At 68.5% G+C, this 14665-nt stretch carries 17 protein-coding genes; 4 read left to right on the top strand and 13 right to left on the bottom strand.

Features of this window, described 5'->3' with window-relative positions:
- Positions 1-12 precede the first annotated feature (12 nt).
- From DOS48_RS16705 to DOS48_RS29625, 7 genes are all read right to left on the bottom strand, one after another.
- Positions 13-297: a hypothetical protein gene (locus DOS48_RS16705; protein WP_127116829.1), complete on the bottom strand. Its 285-nt coding sequence runs from the start codon at positions 295-297 to the stop codon at positions 13-15.
- Between the two features lie 18 nt (positions 298-315).
- Positions 316-588, bottom strand: coding sequence for a hypothetical protein (locus DOS48_RS16710; protein WP_127116830.1), 273 nt, complete (start codon positions 586-588; stop codon positions 316-318).
- A gap of 64 nt (positions 589-652) precedes the next feature.
- Positions 653-1519: an endonuclease V gene (locus DOS48_RS16715; RefSeq protein WP_127116831.1), complete on the bottom strand. Its 867-nt coding sequence runs from the start codon at positions 1517-1519 to the stop codon at positions 653-655.
- Positions 1520-2479: a rhomboid family intramembrane serine protease gene (locus DOS48_RS16720; RefSeq protein ID WP_127116832.1), complete on the bottom strand. Its 960-nt coding sequence runs from the start codon at positions 2477-2479 to the stop codon at positions 1520-1522. It abuts the gene before it with no gap.
- A gap of 314 nt (positions 2480-2793) precedes the next feature.
- A complete protein-coding gene (locus tag DOS48_RS16725; RefSeq protein WP_127116833.1) occupies positions 2794-3501 on the bottom strand; it encodes a type I 3-dehydroquinate dehydratase in 708 nt (235 codons plus the stop codon).
- 88 nt (positions 3502-3589) lie between these two features.
- Positions 3590-4564: a transcription initiation factor IIB family protein gene (locus DOS48_RS16730; protein ID WP_127116834.1), complete on the bottom strand. Its 975-nt coding sequence runs from the start codon at positions 4562-4564 to the stop codon at positions 3590-3592.
- Positions 4565-4755: 191 nt separating this feature from the next.
- Entirely contained in the window at positions 4756-5091 is a 336-nt protein-coding gene (locus DOS48_RS29625; protein ID WP_127116835.1) for an AN1-type zinc finger domain-containing protein, read from the bottom strand.
- A 656-nt stretch (positions 5092-5747) separates the two neighbouring features.
- Here DOS48_RS29625 and DOS48_RS16740 point away from each other — a divergent pair.
- The 3 genes from DOS48_RS16740 to DOS48_RS16750 all read left to right on the top strand — a co-directional run bounded on the left by DOS48_RS16740 (position 5748) and on the right by DOS48_RS16750 (position 7593).
- Positions 5748-6524, top strand: coding sequence for a cobalamin-binding protein (locus tag DOS48_RS16740; RefSeq protein ID WP_127116836.1), 777 nt, complete (start codon positions 5748-5750; stop codon positions 6522-6524).
- Positions 6525-6544: 20 nt separating this feature from the next.
- Entirely contained in the window at positions 6545-7138 is a 594-nt protein-coding gene (locus DOS48_RS16745) for a DUF84 family protein (RefSeq protein WP_127116837.1), read from the top strand.
- 203 nt (positions 7139-7341) lie between these two features.
- Entirely contained in the window at positions 7342-7593 is a 252-nt protein-coding gene (locus DOS48_RS16750; RefSeq protein ID WP_127116838.1) for a hypothetical protein, read from the top strand.
- A gap of 30 nt (positions 7594-7623) precedes the next feature.
- Here the strand turns inward: DOS48_RS16750 and DOS48_RS16755 are convergent, their stop codons facing one another.
- From DOS48_RS16755 to DOS48_RS16770, 4 genes are all read right to left on the bottom strand, one after another.
- The gene (locus DOS48_RS16755; RefSeq protein ID WP_127116839.1) at positions 7624-8238 is read right to left on the bottom strand and encodes a MarR family transcriptional regulator; all 615 of its coding nucleotides are present in this window, start codon (positions 8236-8238) and stop codon (positions 7624-7626) included.
- A gap of 108 nt (positions 8239-8346) precedes the next feature.
- Entirely contained in the window at positions 8347-9480 is a 1134-nt protein-coding gene (locus DOS48_RS16760) for an SPFH domain-containing protein (RefSeq protein ID WP_127116840.1), read from the bottom strand.
- Positions 9481-9574: 94 nt separating this feature from the next.
- Positions 9575-10015, bottom strand: a complete 441-nt coding sequence (locus DOS48_RS16765; RefSeq protein WP_127116841.1) for an SRPBCC family protein — start codon at positions 10013-10015, stop codon at positions 9575-9577.
- Between the two features lie 59 nt (positions 10016-10074).
- Positions 10075-12087, bottom strand: coding sequence for a bacterio-opsin activator domain-containing protein (locus DOS48_RS16770; protein ID WP_127116842.1), 2013 nt, complete (start codon positions 12085-12087; stop codon positions 10075-10077).
- Positions 12088-12538: 451 nt separating this feature from the next.
- On the opposite strand from DOS48_RS16770, the gene DOS48_RS16775 reads away from it, so the two are divergent.
- On the top strand, positions 12539-13312 hold the full coding sequence (locus DOS48_RS16775; RefSeq protein ID WP_127116843.1) for a protein sorting system archaetidylserine synthase: 774 nt from the start codon (positions 12539-12541) through the stop codon (positions 13310-13312).
- 156 nt (positions 13313-13468) lie between these two features.
- Here the strand turns inward: DOS48_RS16775 and psmB are convergent, their stop codons facing one another.
- Both psmB and DOS48_RS16785 read right to left on the bottom strand, forming a co-directional pair.
- Entirely contained in the window at positions 13469-14200 is a 732-nt protein-coding gene (gene psmB / locus DOS48_RS16780) for an archaeal proteasome endopeptidase complex subunit beta (protein ID WP_127116844.1), read from the bottom strand.
- A 182-nt stretch (positions 14201-14382) separates the two neighbouring features.
- Positions 14383-14556: a hypothetical protein gene (locus tag DOS48_RS16785; protein WP_168654243.1), complete on the bottom strand. Its 174-nt coding sequence runs from the start codon at positions 14554-14556 to the stop codon at positions 14383-14385.
- Between the last annotated feature and the right edge of the window lie 109 nt (positions 14557-14665).

The raw sequence follows: 14665 nt of genomic DNA on the forward strand, positions 1-14665 counted from the left end.
GAGCGCCCGCGGTCAGCCGCCGTCCGCTCGGTCCGCGATTCGACTCGCGAGCTCCCGCGCGGCGGCGACGTGGTCGTCGGCCTCCGGATCGCCGGTCCCGTCGACCGCCGCGAGCAGGGTTCGGATCTCGTCGGCTCGCCTGACGACCGTCGCGTCGTCGACCCCGCCGTCGGCGATCTCCGCGGCGAGCGCCTGCGCCTCGCCGAGTCGCCAACCGGCCTCGCGCTCCACCGGCAGCTCCTCGGTGGCCGCGAGGTGGTCGTGTAACGCCGCGAGCGGGTCGGAATCGTCGCTCACTGGTCTATCCCGATCACGTCAGTCGTCGTGGATGAACACGAGTCGCTTCGACTCGGTGTTACACAGGCACAGGTCGATCCCGTCGCGGGTCGCGCCGATCTGCTGCCAGCCGTGGTCGCTGACGAACAGCGTCTGGAACACCCCGCGGTCGCAGTCGGGGTTCGGGCAGCCGACGCCCGCGGCGTTCTTATAAACGGTCGTCCCGCCCCCGGAGCTCTGCCGGACCAGTCCGTCTGTCAGCGAGCGGAACTCCTGGGCGGACATCGGGCCTTCCATCTCCTCGTCTGCCATACCTTCGCGTTCGCAGTCCAGCATATATAAACCGCCTGCCTATGTCAGTTCCTGGCACACCGCGTCAGCGGCTCCCCGCCGCCTGCGCCTCTCGTTTGACCGCGTCGGCGTACGCGTCGGCCAGTCGGGTCGGCTCCGGGAGTTTGTACCCCGCACACAGCGCCTCGACGAGGTCGGTCGCCGTCCCGGTCGACACCCGGTGTCCGGGGCTCACGTACAGGGGATTGACGCGCCGGCTGTTCGGGTACTGTCGGGACTGAAGCGCGTGCCCGATCACGGTTCCCGGCTCGGCGGTCGTCACGCGCTCGTCGGCGCGGATCGGCGTTCGCCAGCCCGCGGGCCGCTCGTCTGTCGACTCGTCCGGCTCCCCGCACAGCAGGCGCTTTGCGACGCCCACGCTCGGTGCGTCCACCAGCACGCCGATGTGCGTCGCCAGCCCGGCCTCGCGAAAGTGGATCCGGCCGGAGCCGTCACACACCAACAGATCCGGCTCGGCGTCCAGTGCGGCGAGCGCCGCCCGTATCGGCCCGCCTTCCCGGAACGCGAGCAGGCCCGGCACGTACGGAATCGACAGCGGCGTGACCGCGCTCGCGTACTCGATCACGTCGCCGGCGCGGAACGCGACCGCGGCGGAGACGGCCCGCTCCGGCCCCTCGTCGGGCGTCAGAAACGCCTGGTCGACCCCCACGACGACCGGCGCGTCGGGCGTTGACTGGTCGGGACTCGTATCGGTCCGTGCCTCCGGCAGGCCGTCGGTCAGGTCCGCCGGCTCGTCGATCGCGACGCTCGCCGGGTCGAGGTCGTGGTCGTCGGCCTCCGTCGCCGCCGCCGCCAGGTCGCGCTGGAGCGACTCCATCTCCGCGCGGGAGAGCGAGGGGTCCGGGAGGAACTCAGGGCGCGCGATGCTGTCCGGGTCCACGGGCGACGACATTTAAAAGCGCCCGCCCGGACCACCGGGACCGCCCGGCCCGCGGGGACCGCTCGCGCCGCCCATCGAGACGCCGCCCATGCCGCCCGCGGAGCGCGACAGCCCCTCGTATCGCTTGCCGAACGCGAGCCCGATGGCGAAGCCGATCAGGTGCGCGAGGTGTGCGATACCGCCGACGCCGCCCGTCCCGCTCTGGATCACGAGGACCGCCGAGACGAGCGCGATCCCCCACGTCAGGTACTTGATCTTCATCGGGACGACGAAGAAGAGGAGCACCTGCATGTTCGGCCGCCAGACGGTGAGCACGCCCAAGATCGCGAAGCCCGCGCCGCTGGCGCCGAGCACACCCGTCGGCGGCGCGCCCGTCGCGATCGCGAACAGGACGTGGCCGAGGCCAGCGATGGCCCCCGCGGCGAAGAAGAACCCGACGAACCGCTTCGAGCCGACCGCGCGCTCGACGAGCGGGCCGAAGAAGAACAGCACGACGCTGTTCCCGATGATGTGGTAGAGGCCGACGGGGGAGTGAGACAGCACCGAGGTCACCCACGTCCAGACGTTCCCGAGCGCCTCCGACTGGAGCACGAAGAGGGTGTTGTGGAGCGGCCGGCCGCCGACGGTGAGAGCCACCCACTGCGCGACGAACGTGAGCCACATCGCGAGCAGGAGCGCGTACGTCGCGTTCCCGCGGAAGTAACTCACGAGCCCGCCGGTGCTGGTCTCGCGGTCGATCCGTCGCTTAATTCGATCGGTGACGCCTGCCGAACCGCCCCCGCTCGACCCGGCGTTGGCCTCGACGCTGTCGTCGAAGCCGCTGTCGAACACCCCGCCGGGGTCGTCCCACTCTGCGAGCCCCGGACAGTTGTGGTTCTCGGGAAGGCGGTGGTCGGCACAGAACGTCTGGCCGCACCGTTTACACTGGTAGGGAAGGTTTTCGTACTCCCCACACACGTCACACGTCGCCATTGTCGCCACTTACGGGGGCGGTGGTAAAGCGGTTTGGCTCTATCCGTGGTCCTTTAACAGGCAGTCGCCGGCCTTCGTGGCGGTTTATGACCGATAGTCGGTGACTCGCCGGAGAACACCGCCAAAGCCCCACCCGACCGCACAGCCCTGCACCTCACGCCTCCCCAGCCTCGCCGCTCACGCCCTGCGGGCGTTCGCGGCGTCCCTCGCGCGGTGCTGCTCGGCCGCGAAGCGGCCTCGCAGGCACGCGCCACCGCACCGCCCGTTCACTTATAACCGGCCGTCGCGGTCGGTGATCGACGATTTATATCTGGTCACTTACCCGTTCCGTCCTCCCGCAGTCCGTCGACGAGTGCTCTGAGCGTCGCGAGCGGGTACTGTCCGGGCGCCGTGGCGTTCGTGGGGTCGACCGGCGCGTACCCGATTTTCGACCCGTAGACGGGCGCCACGGCGCGCGTGTGCCGCCCCGGCTCGCCCATGCACATCGTCGCGACGCGGTGGCCCGCCGCGGTCGCCTCGTGGGTCGCCCGCAGCATCGCGAGCGCGTCGACCGGCGCGGTCGCCGTCGTCGCCAGTTTCCCCACGTCCCCCTCGCTCGCGGCGTCGGCGAGGAGGTCGACGAGGGCCGCGGGCTCGGGCGTCGACTCGAAGTCGTGAACCGAGGCGACCACGCTCGCGCCCGCCTCGCGGGCCGCCTCGCGAAGCGCCGCCGCGTGCGACTCCTCCGCAGGGTCCGGGTGCGTGCCGTGCAGCGCGGCGAGTTCCACGTCCACCGCGGCGACCGCCTCGTGACCGATCGCGGTCGAGAGCGCGTCGTACCGGCCGAGCCCCTCGGCCTCGCCGCCCTCCCACGACGCCCGGTTCGTGACGAGCAGCGGGAGTTCGCCGTCGTACGCCTCCAGCTGGTCGAGCGGGTCGCTCGCGAGGTCCATTCGGTACTCGACGGCGTCTGCGTGTTCGCGGGCGGCCGGCTCCTCCGAGAGGTCGGCCGTACTCGCGGTCAGAACGAACTCGTCGAACATACGCGGGCGTTCCGCGGCCGGGGACTTAGGTGTACGCGTCCGGCGAAAAACGGGTCCGACTCGCGGCAAAACGGCGTCCGTCGTCGGTTCAGGCGACGAGTCCGTCTTCGGCCTCTAACAGCTCGTGGTACCGGTTGCGGATCGTGACCTCGCTGATGTCGGCGACCTCGCTGACGGCGGCCTGGGTCGTCTTCTCGTTCGTGAGGAGGGCGGCGGCGTAGACGGCGGCGGCGGCGAGGCCGACAGGCGACTTGCCGGAGTGGACACCCTTCTCCTTGGCGTTACGCAGGAGGCTCTTCGCGCGCATCTCGGACTCCTCGGAGAGCTCTAAGTCGGAGGCGAAGCGGGGAACGTACTGCTCGGGATCGGCCGGCTTCACTTCGAGCTTGAGTTCGCGGACGACGTAGCGGTACGTCCGGGCGATCTCGGCTTTCTCGACGCGGGAGACGTCGGCGATCTCGTCGAGCGAACGGGGGACGCCGGCCATCCGCGCGGCGGCGTACACACAGGAGGTCGAGACGCCCTCGATGGAGCGGCCGGGGAGCAGGTCCTCGTCGAGCGCGCGCCGGTAGATGACGGAGGCGGTCTCGCGGACGTTGTCCGGGAGCCCCTGTGCCGAGGCCATGCGGTCGATCTCGCCGAGCGCCTGCTTGAGGTTGCGCTCCTTCGAGTCGCGGGTGCGGAACCGCTCGTTCCACTTGCGGAGGCGCTGCATCTTCTGGCGCTGGCGCGCGCCGAGCGACCGGCCGTACGCGTCCTTGTCGCGCCAGTCGATGTTCGTCGAGAGCCCCTTGTCGTGCATCGTGTTGGTCGTCGGGGCGCCGACGCGGCTCTTCTCGTCTTTCTCGCGAGAGTCGAACGCGCGCCACTCCGGCCCGCGGTCGACGGAGTCGGCCTCGACGACGAGCCCGCAGTCGGCGCAGACGCTCTCGCCGTGTTCCTCGTCGTTGATGACGTTGCCGTCGCACTCAGGACAACTCAACGTCTCGTCAGTCTGTTCCGATTCCGTCTCCGTCGTCTCCGTTCGGGAGCGACTCCCCCGCGTGTGTATTCGTTCACTCATGGCTAAACCCCCTCTCGGTAACTGAACACGGCCCGAGAGCGATCTTACCTCAAAGAGGGTAGAACTAAACTTAAAACGACCGGAACGCATCGGCGAAAAGCCGGCAAAAGAACACGATCTATCACGGGTTTTCGGGCGTCTCGCGCTCTTGGGCCACACAGCAGACGCCTCTCGCTACGGGAACCACGAGATCACCACGGGAGGAGCCTTCGCCACCATGCTTCTGTAGTTTCCTCCTTCGAATCATTCTGTTGGGTTCCGGCGATTGAACCGTCGAGAGCTACGTCCGGCGATGATTGACCAATGTCGTCCGGTGTCGTCCCCATCGTAGTCACATCTTCTGGATCCATCGGCTGTGGACTTCGGTTCTCTGGCGTTTCGTCCGCAGGAAGCCGTTCACCGGTACAGCTGTGGTTTTCCGGAAGCCGATGGTCCGGACAGACCGGATCCCCGCAGTATGCGCATCGGTACGCCATCCCGTCAGGGCTGGAAACCGATCCGCAAACGACACACGATACATCACTCATAGTGGTACCTGATTTGTAGCCTACTTATTCATGTTTATAGAGTATCAAGGAGAATACCTGCGGCTTCAGCCGCAGGATGAATCCGACAATTCTGAGCCTGTCCACGTAGTGATAGCCGATCAGAGATTTGACAATCCGTGGCTTAAAGTGACAGGCAGCCCTACATACAGACAGGAATCAGACCGGAAATAGAGCGATTCCGATCAGTCCTACGATGGCGGCCTGTCCGCCTCAAGCAATGAGACAGTAATCGGAACCAGTCGGGTGAACGGTCGGTTCCTACAATGAACCGATGCAGTGCCCGACTGCCGTACGCACCACAGAAAGTAACTCCAAGTCCGTCGACATCTGCCGGACTCCCCGAGGCACAAACAACTCTGGGAGTCCGAACACGATGGAGGATAGGAGTACCGGGGGCTTGGCACTCCCAGCAGTCCCACCCGCCACAGTCCGTGAACCCCGCACGGATTCTCACCGTGCTGGGGTTCGGTGGAACTGCAAACCTGAAATCTCCAACGCTCAGGATTCCTCCGCGTTTACGCGGAGGAGGATGTCAATGACTGTATAGGTTCGAGGCCGAGCGCGTGTAGTCGAATAGCTGCTACTACTGCCGCCGACCGAAACGCTTGGGCTACCGGCGCTCCGAGTCGACACCGATGACTGCTCCCCGCGTCGTCTCGCTGGCCCCGAGCGCGACAGCGACGGTGACCGCCCTCGGCGCCGCCGAACTCCTCGTCGGCGTCACCCACCACTGCGACCGCCCCGCGGACATCGGGTCGGCGCACGGCGAGGAGTTCCCAATCGCCATCGGCGGGTGGCTGAACCCCGACCTCGACCGGGTTGCAGATCTCGACCCCGACGTGGTTCTCACCAGCGACGGCCTCCAGAGCGACCTGGCCGAGGACTGCCGCGAGCGCGGGTTCGACGTCCGCCACCGCGCCCCCGCGACCCTCGACGAGGCGGTCGAGACGTTCGCCGCCCGCGGCGCCGACGTTGGGCGCCCCGCGGCCGGGGAGCGACTGGCCGCCGACTCCCGGCGACGCCTCGACGATGTTGCCAGCGCGGTCGAATCCCGCCCCCGTCCGACGGTCTACTGCGAAGAGTGGTCCGACCCGCCGATGGCGGCCGGGAACTGGGTCCCCGACGCCGTGCGCGCCGCCGGCGGCCGATACCCCTTCGTCGACCCCGGCGAGCGCTCCCGCGAGGTCGACCTCGCCGCCGTCGAGCGCGCCGACCCCGACCACGTGATCGTTCACGTCTGTGGCCACGGCGACCGCGTCGACCCCGAAACCATCGCGAGCCGCGACTGGGCCGTCGACGCGCCGGTCCACGTGATCGACGACTCGCTGTTAAACCAGCCGAGCCCCGCCCTTATCGACGGGGTCGAACGGCTGGCGGGGCTGTTCCATCCCGAGACCGAGACGTATTCGTAGGCCGTTCCCCGAGTACGGGTATGCGAGTTGGCGTCGGCAGCGGGAACCCGGTGAAGCGACGCGCGGTCGAACAGGCGCTCGGCACCGCGAGCGACCCCGACTCCGAGGCGGACCGGACCGACGGCGACACCGCAGTCCTCGACGGGCTCGCCGGCGACCCGTCGACGGTCGCGGTGGATGCCGTCCCGGTCCCCTCCGGCGTGAGCGAACAGCCGACGGGTCACGCGGAGACCATCGCCGGCGCGGAGAACCGCGCCGCGGCGGTCCTCGACTCGGAGCCGGACGCCTACGACCTCGGCGTGGGTATCGAAGGCGGCGTCGCGCGGTTCGACGGGGCGGATGGGTTCTTCCTCGTCATGTGGGCGGTAGCCTCGGACGGGTCCCAAGTCGGTCGCGGGGCGGGCCCCAGCCTCGAACTCCCGACCGACATCGCCGCGCGGATCGCCAGCGGTGAGGAACTCGGCCCGGTGATGGATGATCTTCTCGACACGGAGGGTGTCGCCAGACGCGGCGGCGCCGCCGGCGCGCTCACCAACGGACGCGTGGACCGCGCGGACGCCCTCGCGGCCGCCGTCGCCGGCGCCTTCGGCCCGTTCGTCTCCGACCTCTACTGAGCCTTCGTCGCCTCGGTTCTGTCGACGGCTGACCGGCGCGCCTGTTTCGGTCCGTTCGCCGACCGACTCGCCGTTCACGGATCGTACCGAAACCCGGCGTGAGCCGCTCGTCGTGACCGCCCTCTCGGGGAAAAATCGCACGACTGCGGGCTGTTAACCCGGTCTACCAACCCGGTTAAGTGCCGATACGTCGTGTACGACGTATGAGCATGGTACACTCCGATGCGGTCGTCGCCGAGCCGACCGGCCTCTCGCCGAAACAAGAGCAGATTCTGCGGTACCTCCGCGAGAACGCCGGCGAGCAGACGTACTTCAAATCGCGACTGATCGCCGACGAGCTCGGCCTCTCGGCGAAGGAGGTCGGAGCGAACATGAGCGCGGTCGCCGACGCCGGCGGCATCGACGTCGAAAAGTGGGGCTACTCCTCGGGAACGACTTGGATGGTCACGGCGTAATCGGCGCGGACGGTCGCAGCCGGCCGCTTTTCAGGGGTCGTACGAGACCAGCGACGCCGCGTCGTCCGCCAAGGCGACGGCGGCCGCGTCGAAGGAGTCGGCGTATCGGACCACGAGCGTGAGCAGCCGCTCCGGTTCGGTCAGCGCGTAGCCGTCGGTCCGGTCGAGGAGACCGGCGGCGGCCAAGTCGGCGGCGGCGGCGCTCACGCTCGGCCGCGAGACGCCGAGTTCGGCGGCCAACTCCGCGCCGGTCGCCGTCGGGTCGCGCAAGAGCGCGAGGATCATCCCGCGGGGGGTGTCCCGGCGGAGGTAGCCGAGCGCGCGCTTGTCGCGCTCGTCGAACCGACCGGCCGGGAAAAAGCGGCGGTAGTCGGCGTCCTTGAGCGACTCGACCTCGCCCGCCTCCTCGAGTTTTCGGAGGTGGTACTGGGCCTCGCCGGTCCCGAGGTGGAGGTCGTCGCGGAGCTTCGAGAAGTGGGCGCCGGGGGTGGTGGGGACGTACCCGCGGATGGCCTCGCGCGTCTCGTTGGCCTCCCCTCCGTCCCCGGTGTCGGCGCTCGCGGTTCCGACGAACGGCGCGGCGGCTCCGATGGCGGCGAACCGCCGGAGCGTCTCGCGCTTCCGTCCGTCGATTCCGTCTGTCACGACCGATGATACTCGTCGTATCGAGAAAAACACTTCGCTCGGGTCGCTCCCGGACGCTCTACCCTGTTTCCAACCGTGACGCCGGTCCGACGGGACGGGCCGACCCGGTCACTCGCGTTCGGTCTCGACTTCCCCTTCGACGCCCTCGTCGTCCATCTCCTGGATGACCTCGTCGGCCGACTTGATGTCCGCGCCGGCGCCGCCCGCCTTGACCGCCTCCGCCTCCTTCTCTAACTCCTCGACGTCCATCTCCGCGGACTCCTCGATCTGGCCGAGGATCTCGTCGATGTCGTCGAGCCCGAGCATCTTCCGGGTGTCGCCGTCGAACTCCTTGCCTTCGAGCCCCTCCATCTCCTGGACGTCGGAGCCGGAGAGCGCCTTGCCGTAGCGCCCGACGAGGCTGGTGAGCTCCTGCGGGAGGACGAACGTCGTCGACTCGCCTTTCCCGATCTCCTCTAGGGTCTCCATGCCGCGCTCGATGATGGCGCGCTCGCCCATCGACTCGGCGGAGCGGGCGCGGAGCACAGTCGAGATGGCGTCACCCTGCGCTTCGAGGATCTGGCTCTGCTTTTCACCCTGCGCGCGGATGATGTTCGACTGCTTGTCACCCTCCGCCTGCTCGACCGCAGAGCGACGCTCACCCTGCGCTTCGAGAATCATCGCGCGGCGGCGACGCTCGGCGGAGGTCTGCTGTTCCATCGCCTGCTGGACGTCCTTCGAGGGGTTGACCTCGCGGACCTCGACGCTTTCGACGCGGATCCCCCACTCGTCGGTGGGCTCGTCTAACTCCTTGCGGATCTTCGCGTTGATCTCCTGGCGCTTGTTCAGCGTGTCGTCGAGCTCCATGTCGCCGAGGACGGCGCGGAGCGTCGTCTGCGCGAGATTCGAGACGGCCTTCTTGTAGTCGTCGACCTCCAAAAAGGCCTTCTTCGCGTCCATCACCTTGATGTAGACGACCGCGTCGGCGGTCACCGGCGAGTTATCCCGTGTGATCGCTTCCTGTCGCGGGACGTCGAGGGTCTGCGTCCGCATGTCGAACGGGTACGTTCGGGAGACGAACGGCGGGATGAGGTTGATACCCGGTTCGAGCAGTTTCCGGTACTCGCCGAAGACGGTGAGCGTCTTCTTCTCGTAGGCGTCGACGATCTCGAACGACTGCCAGAGCGTGACGACCACGAGCAGCAAGAAGAGCAGCCCGACGCTCACGAGGCCGAAACCGAGTTGGAGGGCTATCATATCCATGACGTTCTCTTCGGGCTAAGCCGTTGTTAATACTTCGCCCGAACCGCCGCCGTATCCGCCGATTTTCCGCGGAGCGTCGCGCGCCGTACGCGAGTCAGCCCGCGTCGCCCCCGACTCGATCCGCGACGGCAGCGAGCGTCGCGCGCACCTGTCGCTCGTTGAATCGGCGCACCAGCGGCGCGCCGAGGGCGGTCAGCGCGTTCTCGGGGATGTCGTACTCGGCCGCGTACGTCAGCTCGGTCCCGTCGGTCGTGGACTCGAAGGTCAGATCGATGGTCCCGGTCAGGCGCCCGCGCAGGTCGAAGGTCATGCGCTCGTTCGGCTCGTGGACGGTCTGGACGATCTCCCCGTCGATCCCCACGCCCGCCATGCGATAGGTGTACGCGAGGCGCTTCCCGCCGTTCGGCAGCCGGCGGACGTCTCTCACGTCTTCCAGCCGCGGGGTGACAGCGGCGTGGTTGTGCGGGTCGTCGAGGAAGGCGAACACCCGCTCGACGGGGGCGTCGATCTCGGCGGCATCTCGTGCGGTGAACATCTGCTCTGTGTGTCGTTCCGGCGATGGTCGTCCGTCTGACGGGCGTTCCGTCCGACGGCTCAGTCCTGGTCGCCCGGCGACCGCGGGTCGACGTACGCTTCGACCAGTTTGCGCTCGGCCGCCCGGAGGTGCTGGTGGAAGGTCTGTCGCGTGATCCCCATCCGCTCGGCGATCTCCGAGCCGTCGACCGGTCGGGGCCACTCGAAGTACCCGTTCAGCTCGGCCGTCTTCAGCGCCGAACGCTGCCGGTCGGTGAGCTTGTCGTCCACGGCGGACGCGAACTCGGTCAGGCTCCGGTCGCGGCTCTCACGCTCCACGCGGGACCGGAGTTCGACCCCGTCGTACACCGCCCGGAACACGTCGAGCATCGCTCTGACGTCCTGCTCGGGCGGCGCCTCGATGGTCAGGCTCGCGCTCGACGCGTCCGCGGTGGCCGTGACGACGACGCCGCCGTATTCCGCAAGCCGCGTCAGCGGCGGCGACTCGGTGGCGGTCACGGCGATGGTGACGTCGCCGGCCGTCTCGGACACCTGCCGAACCGACTCGACGAACGGGAGCGCCTCGACGGCGCTTGCGTCCTCGTCCGGGTCCGTCGCCCTGAGGTACAGCTCGCAGGCGTCGTCGTCGAGGCGCGTCGTCCCCAGGTGTTCGATGGGGCCGCCGATCGCGTCCGCGACCCGCGAGAGCGAGACCGAGGGGTCGCCGATCTCCACTTGTAGCTCCATGACCCGGTCCGTCGTGAGGATGCGGGTCGTCTCGACCGAGTGGAGCCCGTTGGCGATCATCTTCCCGACCGACTCACACACCTTCCGCTCGCGCCGGTCGAGGGCGTTCCCCTCGCTGCTGTAGATGCCGAGCAGGCCGTACCGCCGGTGGCCGTAAGTGATCGGGACGACGAGGAGGCGCGCCGCGCCGATCGCGCTCGGCGCGAGGTCGCCGTCGGAGCCGCTCCCGGCCGGCCGGCCGTGTACCTCTTCGGTCTCGATGGTCTGTTGGACCTCCCGCGGCGTCTCGCTGACGGCGAAAGAGGAGCCCGCCTCGATCGGAATCCCGCTCGTCGCGGTCATGTCCAGCCGCCCCGTCGCCGAGGAGACCTCGGCGATCCAGCCGCCCATGTACCCCGGCTCGTCGGCGATCTCCTCGCAGACGCGCTCGGCGATGGTCTCCGAGTCGCGGCTCTCGACGAGGATCCGGCTGATCTCGCTGAGCAGGCCGTTCACCCGGCCGAGAACCCGGTCGAGCGCCTGCCGCTCCGTCGCGAGCTTCTCCGCGCGCTCCTCGGCCAGCTGCTCGGCCCGCTTCCGGTCGGTCACGTCGTTCTGGAACCCGACGTAGTGCGCCAACTCGTCGTCGTCGTCGTACACGGGCGCGACCGTCAGCTCGTTCCAGAACGGGGTCCCGTCCCGCCGGTAGTTCCGGATGCCGACCGTCACCTGGTTCTCGTTGGCGATGGCCGTCGAGAGCCGTTCGACGGTCTCCGGGTCCGTTCCCGGTCCCTGCAGGAACCGCGGGTTTCGCCCGAGCGCCTCCTCGACCGAATACCCCGTGTGGTCCTCCCAGGCGTCGTTGACGTATACGAGCGGGTAGTCGGGGAGGTCCGGATCGCTGAGGCTGATCCCGACCGGCGCCTCGCTGACGGCTCGGCTGACCCCTTCCGCGGCCGGCTCGTGGCCCGAGATGTCCTGTTTGGTTCCCGACGCCCCCTCGACCGAACACACCGTCGACACGTCGGTCACCAGCCGGTCGATGGACGCCGAGCCGTTCTTGTGGAGGAACTCGTCGACGCCGCTGTCGAAGGCGGCCTCCAAGACGGCGTCGTCGTCCACCGCGGAGAACATCACGATGGGGACCCGAGCGTCCGACTCCGCTATCGCCTCGGCCAGCGCGATACCGTCGTCTCCTGGGAGCGAGTACTCGCTCACGATACAGTCGTACTCACTCGTGGTCACCTTCGCGACGGCAGCGGTGGCGTTGTTGACCGTCGTCACGTCGAACCCGGCGGCGCTGAGCGCCGACGTGATCCGATCACTCCCCTCTTTGGGGTGGACCAACAGTGCCCGAGAACCCGACATAGCAACCGATTCGTCGGCCAACGAATTAAGGCTTGATGGTATCAGATACCACGGAAAGCGTACACAAACGTATGGTGTCATGTTCGATAAACGCCCGTCCGTCCCGACGCGGACGCCCGTGACGACGCCGCCGCCGACCTGTGTGACCGAGCGCGACACACCGCCCTCGTCAGGCGATCTCGCACGCGCCTCCCGAACCCGAACCGACGAGTCGGCCGTCGGCTCGGGCAGGCGCCGGCGTAGGCGTTCGTGTGCGTCCGCGTGACCCGTCGCGCACCTGTTGGCTTAGTGATTGTTTCGCGCGACTGATCCGCCGGACCCCTCACCGCCGGACGACCCCCCCGTGACGGCGGGGCCGACGCGCCGCCGACGGCGGCTCCAGCGACGCTCCGCGCCGCCGGCCGCCGGGCAGATAACAAACCCTAAATCACGCCTCGTCGACCGATCCGATATGCGTTTCCGGTTCGTCGGTCGGCTCGGGCTCGCCGACGCGGTGACGGTGGCGAACGCCGCGGTCGGCTTCCTCGCCGTCGTCGCTGCCGCCGTCGACGTGCGGCTCGCGGCCCGGCTCATCTTGGTCGCCGCCGTCGCCGACGGGCTCGACGGCGTCGTGGCGCGCCACCGCGGGTCGACCGACGCCGGCCCGTACCTCGACTCGCTCGCCGACGTGGCGTCGTTCGGGGTCGCGCCGGCCGCCCTCGTGGCGTTCGTCCTCCTCGACGCGCGGTCGTTCGCGGCCGACCCGGCGTTCGTCGGCGTCGGCGTCGGCGTCGCGGCGCTTTTCGTCTCGATGGCGGTCGCCCGCCTCGGCCTGTACACGGCCTACGACGCCGACGAGCGCGAAACCGTCGGCGTCCCGACGACGCTCGCAGCCACCGTCCTCGCCGCCGCGGTCATCGCCGGCTACACCGCGCCCGCGCTCCTCGTCGCGGCGACGGCCGTCTTCGCCCTGCTCATGGGGTCGACGGTAACGTACCCCGACCTCCACGCGCAGGACGCGCTGGTGATGGGCGTCGTGCAGGCGGCCGTGATACTCACGCCGCTCGCTCACGCGGTCACCTCGATGCTTCCGGCGTGGATCGGCGAGGGGTTCGCGTTCGCCCTGCTCTTCCTCGCCGTCGGCTACCTCGTCCTCGGCCCGCGCTTCTACTGGGGCGACGGCATCCGGTCACCGACGGCGGCGACCGACGGCGACGCCGCCGACGTCGGTGACCGCGGCGCCTGAACCATCGCCTCGACGCGGGTGTCGGAACCGCTGGCTTCCGTGCGCGAGCGACCGCGTCGACGCGAGGGTTCGGAGCGAGGTCACTAGCCGAAGCGAAGTCACTGGCCGGGCGCGGCACGCGGTGGAAAATAAAAAGGGTCGACGCCGCGTCTCCGTCTACAGCAGGTCGTCGAAGTCCTTGTAGCGGGTGATGTCGACGCCATCGTCGGTGACGACGGCGACGTTGATCCCGTTGCCGGACGCGAGGTCGCGCTCGACGGCGGACTGGATCGCCTTCGCCGCGATCTCGGTCGCCTCGTCGACGGTCACGTCGTCGTGGTACTCCTGTTCTAAGACACCGAGGGCGTACTGGGAGCCGGAGCCGGTGACGGTGTACTCCTCTTCGGTGGTGCCACCGAGCGCGTCGATGGAGTAGATGTGGGCGCCGTCGTCGTCGACGCCGCCGAGGATCGGCTGGACGATGTAGAACGCGCCGGAGCGGAGGAGGTTACCGGTGAGCGTCGACAGCGCCTCCATGGTCATGTCCTTTCCGCGGCGGGTCTCGTAGAGGCTCGTCTCGGCTTTCAGCGTCGAGATGAGGTTCTGGGCGGCGGAGACGGACCCGGCGATGGTCAGCGCGCCGCGGGGGTGGACCTCCTCGACCTTCTGGACGTCCTTCGAGGAGACCATCCCGCCGAGCGAGGCGCGCATGTCGGTCGCCATCACGACGCCGTCGGCCGTCTTGATGCCGACCGTCGTGGTGCCCGTCTTCATCTCGCCTTCGCCGTCGGCCTGCGCCGCGCGGCGCTCGCTGTGTTCGAACTCGCCGATCTCCGGTCCGAAGACGGGCTGATCGCGGCCCAACTCTTCGGCCGGTCCGTCGGAGAGATCGCCAGTCGGTGTTCGCATTACGCCGTCGTAAGCCCGGCGCGCTGATAAAGGCAACCCTTCGGGGACCGACCGCCGGTTCCGACGGGTCTATGCGTGGCCGAACCGCCCGCTCCCGATAGCAGTTGTTTATAAAAGGTGTCGCCGGACCGCCTCTCCGTGTCGAATCGATCGCCGCCCCGCCGCGACGGCCTCGGGCGTCGTCACTCCTCGGCGGCCTCGTACACGTCGCCGGTGGTCTCGACGAGCCGACCGACGGGAACGGTGATGCCGAGCTGATCGCGAGCGAAAACGGCCACCGGGAGCAGCGAGATGCCGATGGCGACTGTCGCCTGGTGCAGCCCGAACAGGGCCGCCGTGCGGATGCGGTCGAACATGGGTCTTCGAACGTCCCCAACAGCGAGGGGTATAAGAATCTTGTGTCGTCGAGTTCGAAGTAACCCCGCCGCAGTCGTGCGGTTTCCGGTTGTAAATTAATCTTCCTGA

The sequence above is a fragment of the Halorubrum sp. PV6 genome, assembly GCF_003990725.2.
GTDB lineage: Archaea > Halobacteriota > Halobacteria > Halobacteriales > Haloferacaceae > Halorubrum.